This is a genomic window from Parabacteroides sp. AM17-47, assembly GCF_003434625.1.
GTDB classification, from domain to species: domain Bacteria; phylum Bacteroidota; class Bacteroidia; order Bacteroidales; family Tannerellaceae; genus Parabacteroides; species Parabacteroides distasonis.
Genome location: NZ_QTLI01000036.1, coordinates 16,039 through 30,104 on the forward strand (window position 1 = coordinate 16,039; position 14,066 = coordinate 30,104).

A 14,066-nucleotide genomic window follows, 5' to 3' on the forward strand; every position below is an offset into this window, starting at 1 on the left:
TATTATGAAAAAGGTGTATTTATTATTTATTTGCTTAGTTTTTATATCATCTTGTAATGATGATTTAGTGATGGAAAGAAATGATATATTATCTACAAATAATATAGAAATTTCTATTCATGATTCTCTTCTAATGAATAAAGACTTAGTTTTGAAAAAAGATTTTGCTAAAGCATTATCAAAAGTTTTTAATGAAAGCCTAATGGCTAGAAATTTGATTAAAAACGAGGCTTTAAAAATGATTGATAATGATTATGATGTTCTTTATCAATTAGTAAAAGATGAGATGCTGGAAGATAATATTACATTTGAACAGTATATAGGGAAATATATTGAAATGGATAAATTATTATCTATTAATGAAAAGTTTCCTACTCTAACAATTTTTGTTCCAGAATTACCTAAGAATTCGTTCTCTGCTGCTCTTTGGAATACTGATAAAGAAATACCAGTTGTTGCTGTTAGAACTTGTATCAGTAACGATGTTCCTATATATGATAAGGATGGGGAAGAAAAAATTATAAAATCAGATCTCATTCCTATGTATCCTATTGTTGTATTAAAGGATAATGAAAGAATCGTAGCGAATGAATATAGTAATTTGTCTAGAAGTAATTTTAGTAGTACTAATTTTACTTTTTCTTCTAAATCGGGAATAACTTATTCTTTTCTTGGAGAATCTTTTAATAATATGAAACAAAAAAACATTTTAAGATCTCGAAATGTAAATAAAAGTATGAAAGATAGATTACAAAAATCAGTTGATGCATATAATATTTATAAAAATAAGGATGGATGGCATAGGGACTATATATATTATGATATGGTTCCAGGTTCAGATAAAGGTGTATTTGTTTATGATTATAAAGAAACACTATATTCTTTCCAAATGAAAGGGGATCCAAATATAGCTTTCCAAAAGATATCAGATCAAACAGGAGATGCACAGTTAGATTATGATCAAATATTTAATCCTAGGCAATCTTATAAAGCTACTCCTTGGACTGATGGTAAATTTGATTTTTTAGTTAAAGTATATGTTGGAACAAAAAGTCCTATAGGGACAGAACAAACTTTTTCTTTTGGCGTAAAACCAGAAGATCTATTTAGAGTATCTTACAAAGATATAGGAGGAGGTAATTCTAAAGTTGATGGTGTAAAAGAATGCCTAGTTGTTCCTCTTGATTTACCTCTGTTTGAATGGAATATAGAAAATTTTAGTTGTGTAATAAAAATTTCTATAGAAGAAATTGATGGTACAGAAACTCAAAGGACGCTTAGCCAAACTACTGCTGAATTTGCAGGAAATTTTGAACTTAATCCTGTAAAAGGAGTTTTTGAAAAAGTAGGATTGAAATTTGGTGCAAGTGCGAAAAAGACAATTACGACTACATTTGAAAAAACATTTACATTGGGTAATGATGAATTGGGGGATGTTATTGTTAATTTTTATGATCCTGTTGTTCTTTCTGGTGATTGGATTGAATATGCAGGACGTAGAGATACGGCATATTCAATTCCATTAAATAGTAAATATTATAATGGTTATTATAAAATAGAGTTGGCTCCTTTGAAAATGTATTAATGGATATGCTTATATGAATAAGCTAAATATGAAGTAAATAGTTTATAAATAACTATTTACTTCATATCTTAAATATAATTAGTAATAAAATGTAATAGTTTCTTTTATTTGATTTTGACGGTTTGACCAATATGAGTGAGAAATCATATTACTATTAGTGTCATGGATGAAAACTGTAATAGAATGAATAGTTTCTTCTGGTTTTATTTCTAGATAGCCATCTATATTTGTTCTTTTTACTTGATTAGGTATAATTGTATTTTTACCATTAGAGTATATACCATTCCCTTTATCTGTGTAATTTGCGAGATCAATAGGTGCTATATCATAATAAATGTATGCTATTGCATTATAAATAGGTGTTTTTGTGTTATCTTTGCTAATTCTAAGCACTTTTATTTCAATATATGATTCACTAATCTCTTCTATGCCATTATCTTTATTACAAGAAGATAGAATTACTATAATAAATAGTAAAATGCTAAGTTTATTAAATGATGATTTTTGCATGGCTTATATTTTATGTTGATTAATATTTCAAATGTAGTGAATATATTGTAATAGGCTATATGTAAAAATATAATTAATGTCTTTTTGTGTAAAATAGAAATAATAAAATACGGTTTACTTTATTGTGATCTTTTATATACATTGAGGATAGGGGTATTTGATGGTTTCCTGTCTTATAAGAAAACAATAGTCATTATGGAATCAACAACTGAAAAACGGAATATCTCTATGCTTTACTGGGATGAAGCTAAAAAAGGAATGATGGCAGGTTTCATCTTTTCTTTATTCATTCTTTTACTATTCTCATTCGTTTCTTGTGACAAGGATGAGGATACTTCTTTTGAAGAAACTCCTTACTATTTGGGGTACTTTGAAGGAAAGGTGAATAGTCAAGATATTTCTATAGCTAATCAGTCGAACTCTCATTCTTTCATTGATCATGGAAATTTTTGGCAGGAGGTAAATACCGATTTAAGCGGTTTCTATTGGGAGATACCATTAGGAGTGCATATCTCTGACTATCCTTATCCTATGCTGAGGATCTCATTGATTCCATTGAGAGAAGGAGAATATCTGATCGATAAGGGTAAATTATTGAATGAAGAGATAGAATCTACTGTTAGGATCACGAAAGATGACGCTAAAATAGTGTATCATCCACTGAAATCTTCATTTCGGATACAAGTGGATAGTATTCGTTTTCATGAGGGAAGTGGTACCCCTTATATTGAAGGGAAGATGGAAGGTATTTTATATAATATAGAGAATTCGGAAGATTCGATCGTCATAAAAGACGCTATATTCGGAATACACTAACTTGGAGCCGAATAATGATATAGAAGCAATATTTAGATTGAATGGGAGTTCTATATCATGATATGTCGAACTTTTATTCAATCTAAATATTAATATTAATACCTTGTAAGTAATGAAGAAGTTGTTTGTTCTGTTAATATTGCTTTTATCTTTTGGTCGATCGCAGGCCGCTGATATAGAAGCTCGTACCGGAATACTAGGAGGAGATGGATGGGGGCTTCAGACGGGGGCGTATATAAACTTTCCACAATCACGGTTGTTTTCTATACAAACGGGATTGTTGCTGCATACCGCAGGGAATTCGTTTTCATATGGAGATGATTGGAATATTGATTTTTTTGTACCCGTGTATGCTTCTTTTCATATTCCGTTGAGCGATAAAGTGAATCTCCGATTAAATGCGGGTGCTTACACCGGTAGTGGTGAATATTGGAATCTGGGAGCTACGGCGGCGGCCGGTATAGAGGTAAAAAGATTTTATGTGGGAGTGAACTATTTCCAGAATTGTGTCAATGACCGGGATTTGAAATTGGGGTTGTCGGTTGGATATAAATTCACATTATTTTAATCTTTTATATATTTTGAGGATAGGGGTATTTGAGCGTTTCCTGTCTTACGATAAAAACAACGAGAATTATGGAGTCAACAAGTAAAAAACAGAATACCCCTAAACTTTGGTACTGGGGGGAACCTAAAGGAGGAATGAGCCTTGAGGATTGTGAGAAAATAGTAAAAGAGATCCCGCATTTTGACAGGAAAACCCGGCTTGCGGATATGTATATAGCTTTTGTTTGACAGCAAGGGTTTCATTGTGGCATTTAACATAAGGAAGAGAGCCTGTTTTTATACATCGCTCTCTTTTTTTTATAACTTAGCCCCCAATTACTAAATCGAAGAACATGAAAAAGACTTTTTTATTAGCGATAGCCTTGTTGTGCTTTTGTGCCCCGATGAGCTTATTCGCGCAAAAACAGCTTGCTTTCAAGGATGGGAAATTCAAGATCGTCCAATTTACAGACATTCATTGGGATCAGAAATCATCTAAATGCGCTAAGACAGTCGCTACGATACAATCCGTATTAAAGGCGGAGAATCCGGATGTGGCAATGCTGACGGGCGACGTGGTGACAGCAAACCCCGGTTTGGAAGGATGGAAGTCGGTGATCGGGATCTTTGAGGAGGCCAAGATACCGTTTACGGTCATGATGGGAAATCATGACGCGGAGATCGTCTCCAAGGACGAGATTTATGCCATGCTTAGTAAATCACCTTATTTTATGGGCGAGAAGGGACCGGGTGATATCCATGGAGCCGGAAACTATGTGGTACCGGTCTACAGTTCGGACGGAAAGAAACCGGCGGCCTTATTGTATTGTATCGACTCCAACGATTATCCTACGCTGAAGGATTATGGCACGTATGATTGGATTCATTTCGACCAGATCCATTGGTATCGTGAGCAAAGTATGCGCTATACCAAGGAAAATGGCGGCAAACCGTTGCCAGCCTTGGCTTTTTTCCATATTCCTCTGTTGGAATATAATGAGATCGTTGGGGCGGAGACTACATTAGGACAGAAAGAAGAGGGAATCGCCTCTCCTAAGATCAACACGGGCTTCTTCGCTTCCTTGGTGGAAATGAAGGATGTGATGGCTACTTTCGCCGGGCACGATCATGATAACGATTATATAGGAATGTTATATAACGTGGGGCTAGCTTTCGGGCGTGTATCCGGATGGGACGCTTATGGAGATTTCGAGCGGGGTGGCCGTATCATTGAATTGCGTGAGGGCAAGTTTGAGTTTGATTCATGGATTCGTACCTCGTCCGGAAAGGAATATACGTATTATTATCCGTCTGGCCTGACCTCTAAGGATGAGGAAACGATGGAATTCTTACCCGCCAAAACGGTAAAACCTAAAAAGCACGGGGTAGCTTATACCTATTATGAAGGCAAGTTTAAACATACGGATCAGATCGCTTCCGGGACAAAAGTGAAAGAGGGTACGATGAAAAATATCTCCATTCAGGAGGCTCCGGCCAAGGATCATTTCGCTTATGAGTTCCGTACGTTGATAAATATCCCTGAAAAAGGTGTATATCGCTTTTATACGTATTCGGATGATGGTTCCAAACTATTTATAGACGGTAAAGCTATTGTTGATAATGATGGCTCTCATAATGCTCGTATAGCGAAAGGAAAGGTAGCGTTAGACGCTGGTTTCCACGAATTACGTGTTTTGTATTTCGAGGATTATATGGGCGAGGCCTTGGAGGTCGGGGTTTCCTGCCGTAAAATAAAGGAAGCTGTCTTACCAGAGGACTGGTATTATTTACCGGAATAAATATCCAGTTGTAGAGACGCAGCATGCTGCGTCTCCCACTGTCTGATAGTATCTTAGTCTTGTACGGCAGCTTTCGCTTTCTCTACCGCCTCATTGATATTACTGCAAATATTTTCTGCGCCAATCTTCTTATCGAATCCGGATTTTGTCAATACACGGTGTACATGTTCATTGACCCCGGAAAGTATCATATGGATATGCTCTGCCTCGGAAAGACGGAAAAGACTTTCCAAGTTATGCAGACCGGTAGAATCTATGAACGAAACCTTACGCATACGGATGATGCGGACTTTCGGTTTATCTCCCATACTTTTCATGATGCCGTCGAACTTATTCGCTACGCCGAAAAAGAACGGACCATCGATCTCGTATACCTCTACACCTTTAGGCAGGGAGAGGACTTCCTCGTCATGATGAATCTCGCCCTCGTCGGAAAGATCGATCTCATCCGTGGTGACGGATACATGCGTGGTCTCGGCCACACGGCGCATAAAGAATAACATGGCGATCAAAAGACCGATCTCGATAGCGATCGTAAGATCAAAGATAACCGTCAGGAAGAAAGTCACCAACAAGACGGATACGTCGCTTTTCGGGTTTTTCATCAAGGAACGGAACGTACGCCACTCACTCATATTATAGGATACGATGATCAATACGCCAGCCAGACAAGCCATTGGAATGTGTTTGGTAAGCGGTCCGAGGAAAAGCAAGATCAATAATAATACGATGGCGTGAATAATACCGGCAACCGGAGTTCGTCCACCATTATTTATATTGGTCATTGTGCGGGCGATGGCGCCGGTCACGGGAATACCGCCAAAAATAGGAACGATGATATTCGCCGCGCCTTGGGCGATTAGTTCCGTATTCGAATTATGCTTGTCGCCTGTCACACCATCCGCTACCGTAGCGGATAATAAAGACTCGATAGCCCCAAGGATAGCGATCGTAAAGGCGGAGGGAAGCAATAAGTTGATAGTTTCCATATTAAACGTGATCGGAGCCGGGGCTGGCAAGGAAGCGTTAATAGTAAACCGGTCTCCAATCGTCTCGATACCTGTAATACCCAAATGATTACGCATAATGTAAACAACGATCGTCATGATGACGATAGCGATCAAGGAACCCGGAATTTTCTTCGTTAGCCTCGGACTTAACGTAATGATCAGGATACTAATGATACCGATAACGAATGCCCAAGGGTTAACCGTATCGAACGCCCCGAAATATGCGATCCATTTAGAGATGAAATCGGCGGGGACTTTATCCATAGTCAATCCAAATAAGTCTTTCATTTGTGTCGTGAAGATAGTGATAGCGATACCACTCGTGAAACCTACGACAATCGGGTAGGGGATAAACTTAATCACGGTACCGAGCTTCAACACGCCCATCAATACCAGAATAATACCCGCTATGACGGTAGCGATGGCAAGCCCTTCGATACCGAAGTTCTGTATAATGCCATAAACGATCACGATAAACGCTCCGGTAGGTCCGCCGATCTGTACGTTGCAGCCTCCTAAAAGGGAGACAATGAATCCACCGATAATAGCCGTGATCAACCCTTTCTCCGGACTTACCCCGGAGGCGATACCAAAAGCGATGGCGAGTGGTAGGGCAACTATGCCGACAATTATACCCGCCATGAGATCCGTCATGAACCTCTCTTTGGAATAATTTCTCAGCGCCGTAAAGAGTTTGGGCTGAAAATCAAATTTGTTCTTCATTTTTCTTCTTGCCTGTTTGATTTGAGGATGCAAAGTTAATAAAATAAAGAAGATGCAAAAAATCTAAAGACGCATTCCGGTTTTGTGTAAACAATTTAGGAGGATTTGTTGTTTCATAGTATAAAGGAGGAGAAGTTTTTCCTTGATAAATAAGTGATATCTATTGAGAGATAGATATTATTTAATGTTTGCGTAATCGATGTTTGGAAACAAATTCTTACTTTTGATCGGTCATAAGAAAAACGATATACAAAACAGACTCATTAATTTACTACATAAAATTAGCATTATGGAAAAAAGTATTAAAGGTACACGTACCGAGCAGAATTTATTGAAATCATTCGCCGGAGAATCTCAGGCAAGAAGTCGTTACACATTTTTCGCTAGCGTAGCCAAGAAAGAAGGTTACGAGCAAATCGCAGGTGTTTTCATGGAAACAGCCGAGCAAGAGAAGGAACACGCTAAACGTTTCTTTAAATTCTTGGAAGGTGGAATGGTTGAGATTACCGCTTCTTATCCTGCGGGCGTAATCGGAACAACCGCTGAGAACTTGGCAGCCGCGGCAGCTGGTGAGAATGAGGAGTGGGCTGAATTGTATCCTGAGTTCGCTAAGATCGCAGAGGAAGAAGGTTTCCCCGCTATCGCTGTAGCTTTCAAGATGATCGCTAAGGTAGAGGCAGAGCATGAGAATCGTTACCGTAAGTTATTGAATAATGTAGAAACAGGTACGGTATTTGAGAAAGCTGAGGCTATCTTGTGGCAATGTCGCAACTGTGGTTTCGTATTCGAGGGCAAGAAAGCTCCGGTTAACTGTCCGGCATGCGCTCATCCGCAAGCTTATTTCGAACCGATGAAACAGAACTATTGATAATTAAAAGTTGAGAATTGAAAATTGAGAATTAACATAGTTAGTAATTCTCAATTTTCAATTCTCAATTTTCAATTATTTAATCGGTGGGTAATCAATCGTATAATGTAATCCCCGGCTCTCTTTCCGTTCCATCGCTTGACGAGTGATCAAATAACCTACATTGATCATATTACGCAACTCGCATAATTCACGGGATGCTTTACAACGTTTGAAAAGGCTCTCTGTCTCCTCATATAAAATGTCCAGACGGTTCCACGCACGGATCAAACGTGTGTTACTACGAACGATACCTACATACGCTTCCATGATCTGGTTTACCTCTTTCATGCTTTGGGTGATCAATACACGCTCTTCATTGGTGATCGTTCCCTCATCGTTCCATTCCGGTACATCTTGGTTAAACTCATAGCGATCCATGACGCTTAATGAGTGTTTCGCCGCGGCGTCGGCATATACAACTGCCTCGATCAATGAGTTTGAAGCTAAGCGGTTACCACCGTGCAGGCCGGTACAAGAACATTCTCCGATCGCATATAGGCGACGGATGCTGGATTGCCCGTTTAAGTCTACCTTGATACCTCCACATAAATAATGGGCCGCAGGGGCTACCGGGATGTAATCTTTCGTGATATCGATCCCTAAGCTGAGGCATTTCTTATAGATATTGGGGAAATGTTTCTTCGTCTCTTCCGGATCTTTGTGCGTCACGTCCAAATAGACATGGTCTTCACCCCGTTGTTTCATCTCGCTATCGATCGCACGGGCTACGATATCACGGGGAGCCAAGGAAAGACGGGGATCATATTTATGCATGAACTCCTCGCCGCCAAGGTTTCTCAATACAGCTCCATATCCGCGCATCGCCTCGGTGATGAGGAAAGAGGGACGGTCGCCCGGATGATACAAGGCGGTCGGGTGGAACTGGATAAACTCCATATCTTTTACGGAGCCTTTCGCGCGGTAAACCATGGCGATACCGTCTCCGGTAGCTACCAGCGGGTTTGTCGTATTCCGGTAAACGGCCTCGCAACCGCCTGTCGCCATAACGGTTATCTTTGACAAGAAAGTATGTACCTCGCCCGTATCCTCGTTCAATACATAGGCACCGAAACATTTGATACCGGGGGTATGGCGGGTGACGATAATGCCCATATGGTGCTGGGTGATAATCTCTACCGCATAATGGTTCGTGAATACGGCGATGTTGGGATGGTTGTTTACCGTTTCTATCAAGCTCGTCTGTATCTCGGCTCCCGTATTGTCGGCATGGTGCAGGATACGAAACTCGGAGTGTCCTCCTTCTTTATGCAGATCGAATTCTCCGCTTTCTTTCTTATCGAAATTAACTCCCCATCGGATAAGCGCCTCGATCTGGGCAGGGGCCTCGCGCACGACTTTCTCCACGGCTGCCCGGTCGCTGATCCAATCGCCGGCGATCATCGTGTCTTCTATGTGCTTCTCGAAATTATCTACTTTCAAGTTGGTTACGGAAGCGATACCTCCTTGCGCGAAATATGTGTTGGCTTCTTCTTGTCCGGCTTTACAGATAAGTGCTACGCTCTTGCCTTCATTGGCTACTTTCAGAGCGAAACTCATACCGGCGATTCCTGAGCCTATCACTAAGTAATCGAATCTTTGTACCATGTTTTCTACTGTTTAGGCTCACAAAGTTAGGAATTAACTGATTAGGTTGTTCCTTTTGCGCTTGCTTTTCGTACAAAATAAATATTGACTACAGGTTTCCCGGATAGAGCCTTGCGGGTTGTGTTACTGCAACCCGGCTTGCAGTGGAGGTCTTTAGAATTGGACGGATAATCCCAGCGTGAAGGTACGGGCTACAGGATAGATGGAAGTGGTCTCGATACCGGGTTCTACGCCATTCACGTTGATATTAGCGGGATCGCCTCCGGTATATCCGGTAAGCGTAAATACATTATTTACCGAGAAATAGCAGCGTAACGATTGAATCCATTTATTGTCTGGGAGAGGAATTTTATATCCCAAGGTCAATTCTTCTAATTTCAGGAAATTACCGTTCTCAAGAAAATAATCGCAATAGATCTTGTCTCCCTTGATGGCGTCGTTACGGGTATAAGCGTCTTCTAAAAGATTGGTAACCGGTACGTTTTGTAGCCCGTAGTACATTTGTTTCAGATTCAACAGGTCGTACCCCAGCCAAGAGGTGAAAAACAATCGTAAATCAAAATTCTTCCAAGTAAACGTATGGCTGAAAGAGAGCTGCACTTTCGGTACGCCGTTGCCGGTAAAATTCTTGTCTTCCTCGGTTCGTTCCGTGGTCGGGATCTTTCTCCCGTCTTTGCTCCATACCAAGATATTACCCTCGGCGTCGGTTCCGGCATAGCGCCAACCGAAAAAGGAGCCGATTGGCTTTCCCTCCTCCAAGCGGATAGCCGGGCCGGGTAATCCGGGGGTGGGAAGATCATACAGATAGGTATAGCCTAGCTTGAACTGGTTGTTGGAAAGGCTTTTCAGCGTACTGCTCAATAGGCTACCGGTGAGGCTTGCCGAATATTGAAAGTTCTTGGTACGCACGGGTAGCCAGTTCATTTCCCATTCCAATCCCTTGGAGTCGATAGTACCTACGTTTGTCGTGATATTGTCATGGATCATGGGAGGCTTGATCGCGTTGTAAACAAACAGGAGATCTTTTGTCGTACGTTTGAATAGATTCAAGGAGAGCATGAGGCGGGAGTTGAATAAGATCGCCTCGGCGCCTATGTTGGTATGCAGGCTTTTTTCCCAGCGTAAATCCGGATTGGGGTTATTGCTAGGTCCGAATACTTGTATCCATTTGCCATCTACCATGACTTTACCCGCTCCGGCGTACGTCTCTAGCGATTGGTAAGGGGAGAAATTATGGCGGCCCGATACCCCGTAACCAACCCTGAATTTAAGATCGTCCAACCATTCCGTTTGGAAGGCGGGTAACTCGCTCAAGCGTATACCACCCGAAAGGGCAGGGAAGTTGCCCCATTTATGATTCGCCCCGAATTTACTGGAACCTTCCCTGCGAAACGAAGCGGAAAGCATCAATAAGTCCCGGTAGGAATAATTAAACCGGGCAAAGACACTGATCAACTTGCTGGAATTCTTGAATGAGCTTAAAGTCGCTTTTCCATCGGTAAGGTAAGAACCGGTGCCTATGTTGTTCCATGTGAAGAAGTCGGTAGGAAAGTCGGCATTTCCGGCGTTCATTCCCGAATGATCCCAACGTTGGAATGAATAGCCTATCATCGCTTTGACCGTGTGCTGGTCCCACGCTTTATCGTAATGATTCGTCCAGTCTAGCGTCCGGTTTACATATTTGGAAGAGGTACGATCCGCTCGCCCTTTCCGGTTATTGTCTACGGATTCTTTGGCCCGTGAGGTCCAATAGACATTTTCCTCACTCTCTTCCCGGTTCTCGGCGAGCATAATGGTGGAGTAAAAAGGTTTGCTCCAGTTGATCCGTGCGGTTAGCGAGCCGGTCATAAACTGGTTCTCTTGTTGCCGGTTTTCCTCTTTTAGTGAGGCTACGGGATTATCCCGCTCGAAACCGGAAGGATAGAGATACTCCGTCTCCTCCTCATCGGTATAGATCGGGGCGGTAGGATTGGCTAGCATCGCCTGTTGGAAAGCTGTATGGTTACCTAGGCGCAAATGTTGTTTTTTGTAAGCGAGCGATACGGTTAACTCCAGATAGCCGGAGAGGAGGTTTTGGCTGATATGGGTACGTAAGGCGTACTCCCGGCGGGAGGATACGATGTCTAACCCTTGTCCGTCCCTGTAATTCATGGAGATACGGAACGCCCCGCTTTTCCATCCGTTTTGAATGGATAAATCATGATTTTGTTCCAAGGGGCAGGAACGTATCAAAGCGGCTTGCCAATCCGTATGGTACCCTAGATCAGCGTCTCTCCCGGCTGCTACAAAGGCTTCGGGCGAAAGGACACGAGGTCTATTATATTCGTGAGCGGCCGCTAGGTAGGTTTGGTAATTGGCCTGCAACTTATCCGAGCTTTTACCGCTTTTGGTCGTTATCAAGATCACTCCGTTAGCCCCGTTCGATCCGTAAATGGCGGCGGAAGATCCGTCTTTTAATACCGATATGGAGGCGATTTCGGCTAGTGATAAACTATTCAAGGATACTCCGGGTACCCCATCTACCACGACTAGCGGATTGTTTCCGGCCAAAATAGACCCGGCGCCCCGTATCTGTATATCCGGTATCGAGTTTATATCGGACAAGGAAGATCCCGAGATGCTCATTCCGGCGATCAATCCTTTGATGCCTTGGATGGGATTGTTGACCTTCCCGGATAAGAACCGTTCCGAGGATACATAACCCACGGCTGATGTCAGCTCCTTGCGTGCCAAGGTTCCGTAGCCGATCGCTACTACCTCGTCCAAATTAAAGACGGCCGGTATCAATTGGATCTGTAAATGACGGTTATCGGGCCCTACCGTCCTTAGCTCCGGCTTATAGGCCAGATGGGAGATTTGTAGCCGGCACGAATCCTTATCCGTAAAGAAGCGGAAATACCCTTCCTCATTCGTTAGTCCTCCTTTACCGGAAAGAAGGTCGATTACCGAGACAAATTCCATGGGAGACCCTTTCTCATCCGTGATATAACCCGTAACCGGGACTGGATAGGGCTTGGGCTTCCCTGTATCGATCTTAGGCATCAACAAGATTTGTACGTCCATGATCTCATAGCGTATCCCGATCGGTCCGCATAGCCGGTCTAGTATTTTACGGATATCCGGCGAGGTTATTTTCTCATTGATTTTCTGTTTCATATCCAACTGAGTCTCGTTGTATAGGAAAAGATAAGGGGATTGTTGCTCTATTTTCCGCAATACATCCCTTAATTGAGTCCCATGTTCATTCAAGGTGATGGGAACCTCGATCTCTTGGGCCCGTGTATGCGGGACGCAAAGGAACAGAGCCGTTATTAAGAATGATATGTATATCTTGATTTGCATAGGGTGAATTAAACGGTTAATAGATATATCCTTCCGAGCGTTTCAATAAGGGATTGGCCGATATCGCCCGGGCAGGTATCGGATAGAACCGGCGATAACTATCGGAGGGTTGCTTATCCCACCAGATACCGGTCGTGAATAGGCCGAACCGGTTTAAATCGGTACGTCTTCGTTTCTCCGCTAGAAATTCACGTCCCCATTCATCCAATAATTCCTGTGCGGTAAGGACGGAGCCATCTTCCGGATAGCGTACTTGTTCCCAGTCTTCCGGCGCATAGTATCGTTTGCGTATCTGGTTCAAGATCGCCTCGGCCTTGGCTGGATTACCCAGACGAAAGGAAACTTCCGCCAGCGTATAATAAACCTCTGTTAGCCGTAACACTACCAGATTATTCGCCATCAGCCCCACGTCTCCGGATGGATAAAGCGGATATTTCACGATACGGATACCTGTATTCTCCTCGCCGGTCTTGATATTGGATGCGAGGGAGGTGAATCTTTTATCTTGTATGATCCACGGCGTATCGGAAGATAATTGTTTATCTGTGAGCGCTTTCTTTTCCGTATCGGATAGATGGTCGGAATAACGTGCTACTTGATCTATGAAAATGAGGGGGTAGTTTCCCCATTCCTCGGCGCCATACTGAAGCTGGTCGCTATTGTATATCTGTTGGGGTCCGAAGAGGAATAATCCCTCGTAAATGCCTTGTGAGAGTACCTTGAAGTTCTTCTTCCGGAGATCCGTATCAGGAAATTTGGAAAACGTGCGTCCTAACGTATAAGGGTAGGGCTTGCCGGATGGATCGTAAGAGGGACTGAGGTGACAACCATTATAGGCCGCCGGCAAATCCTTGCCACAGCCGAATCGTTCGGGCGCTTGGTAGTGCATAAAAAACAGATAGTAAAAATCGTCATATCCTACTTGCCGGGACTGGGGATAAGACCAGATTAATTCCGGACAATCTTGATTGCCTGCGTTCCATAAATCGGTCCATTCCGAGGTGAGAGAGTAAGTGCCGAACTCTCCGTTGATAATCCGTTCGCAAAGCGCTCCGGTCTGTTCCCACATCGGTATATTGATGTACCAAGACGCGTTAAAATAGAGCCTCATCAATAATACGGCCGCCGCTCCTTGGGTGATACGTCCCTCGTAATTCTTAGAGGGTGCCTTGGGTAAATCGTAAGCATTCGATAAACTCCCCCTTTCATTCTAAAAATGT

The 14,066-nt window shown here is 42.4% G+C and carries 11 protein-coding genes; 6 read left to right on the forward strand and 5 right to left on the reverse strand.

The annotated features are described in order from the left end of the window. The first annotated feature begins 4 nt into the window (after positions 1-4). On the forward strand, positions 5-1,585 hold the full coding sequence (locus DW205_RS20655) for a hypothetical protein (RefSeq protein WP_005860340.1): 1,581 nt from the start codon (positions 5-7) through the stop codon (positions 1,583-1,585). 78 nt (positions 1,586-1,663) lie between these two features. On the opposite strand, the gene DW205_RS20660 is transcribed toward DW205_RS20655, so the two are convergent. Next, positions 1,664-2,095, reverse strand: coding sequence for a hypothetical protein (locus DW205_RS20660; RefSeq protein ID WP_005860338.1), 432 nt, complete (start codon positions 2,093-2,095; stop codon positions 1,664-1,666). A 228-nt stretch (positions 2,096-2,323) separates the two neighbouring features. On the opposite strand from DW205_RS20660, the gene DW205_RS20665 reads away from it, so the two are divergent. The 4 genes from DW205_RS20665 to DW205_RS20675 all read left to right on the forward strand — a co-directional run bounded on the left by DW205_RS20665 (position 2,324) and on the right by DW205_RS20675 (position 5,256). Then, positions 2,324-2,911 carry a DUF5025 domain-containing protein gene (locus tag DW205_RS20665; RefSeq protein ID WP_005860336.1) on the forward strand — a complete coding sequence of 196 codons (588 nt, stop codon included), beginning with the start codon at positions 2,324-2,326 and terminating at the stop codon, positions 2,909-2,911. Between the two features lie 112 nt (positions 2,912-3,023). Continuing rightward, on the forward strand, positions 3,024-3,479 hold the full coding sequence (locus DW205_RS20670; protein ID WP_005863718.1) for a hypothetical protein: 456 nt from the start codon (positions 3,024-3,026) through the stop codon (positions 3,477-3,479). Between the two features lie 68 nt (positions 3,480-3,547). Then, entirely contained in the window at positions 3,548-3,706 is a 159-nt protein-coding gene (locus DW205_RS22400) for a hypothetical protein (protein WP_005860331.1), read from the forward strand. A 104-nt stretch (positions 3,707-3,810) separates the two neighbouring features. After that, positions 3,811-5,256, forward strand: coding sequence for a PA14 domain-containing protein (locus DW205_RS20675; protein ID WP_005863716.1), 1,446 nt, complete (start codon positions 3,811-3,813; stop codon positions 5,254-5,256). 53 nt (positions 5,257-5,309) lie between these two features. Here DW205_RS20675 and DW205_RS20680 read toward each other — a convergent pair whose 3' ends face one another. Next, the gene (locus tag DW205_RS20680; RefSeq protein ID WP_005860327.1) at positions 5,310-6,989 is read right to left on the reverse strand and encodes a SulP family inorganic anion transporter; all 1,680 of its coding nucleotides are present in this window, start codon (positions 6,987-6,989) and stop codon (positions 5,310-5,312) included. Between the two features lie 289 nt (positions 6,990-7,278). Between DW205_RS20680 and rbr the strand changes: the two genes are divergently transcribed. After that, positions 7,279-7,857, forward strand: a complete 579-nt coding sequence (rbr, locus tag DW205_RS20685) for a rubrerythrin (protein ID WP_008777696.1) — start codon at positions 7,279-7,281, stop codon at positions 7,855-7,857. A 75-nt stretch (positions 7,858-7,932) separates the two neighbouring features. Here the strand turns inward: rbr and nadB are convergent, their stop codons facing one another. The 3 genes from nadB to DW205_RS20700 form a co-directional block, all read right to left on the reverse strand. Further along, positions 7,933-9,504 (reverse strand): L-aspartate oxidase, encoded by a 1,572-nt coding sequence (gene nadB / locus DW205_RS20690; RefSeq protein ID WP_005860322.1) that lies wholly within the window; start codon positions 9,502-9,504, stop codon positions 7,933-7,935. Positions 9,505-9,657: 153 nt separating this feature from the next. Then, positions 9,658-12,846, reverse strand: coding sequence for a SusC/RagA family TonB-linked outer membrane protein (locus tag DW205_RS20695; RefSeq protein WP_005863711.1), 3,189 nt, complete (start codon positions 12,844-12,846; stop codon positions 9,658-9,660). 16 nt (positions 12,847-12,862) lie between these two features. Then, the gene (locus DW205_RS20700) at positions 12,863-13,957 is read right to left on the reverse strand and encodes a RagB/SusD family nutrient uptake outer membrane protein (RefSeq protein ID WP_233523169.1); all 1,095 of its coding nucleotides are present in this window, start codon (positions 13,955-13,957) and stop codon (positions 12,863-12,865) included. Positions 13,958-14,066: the final 109 nt, after the last annotated feature.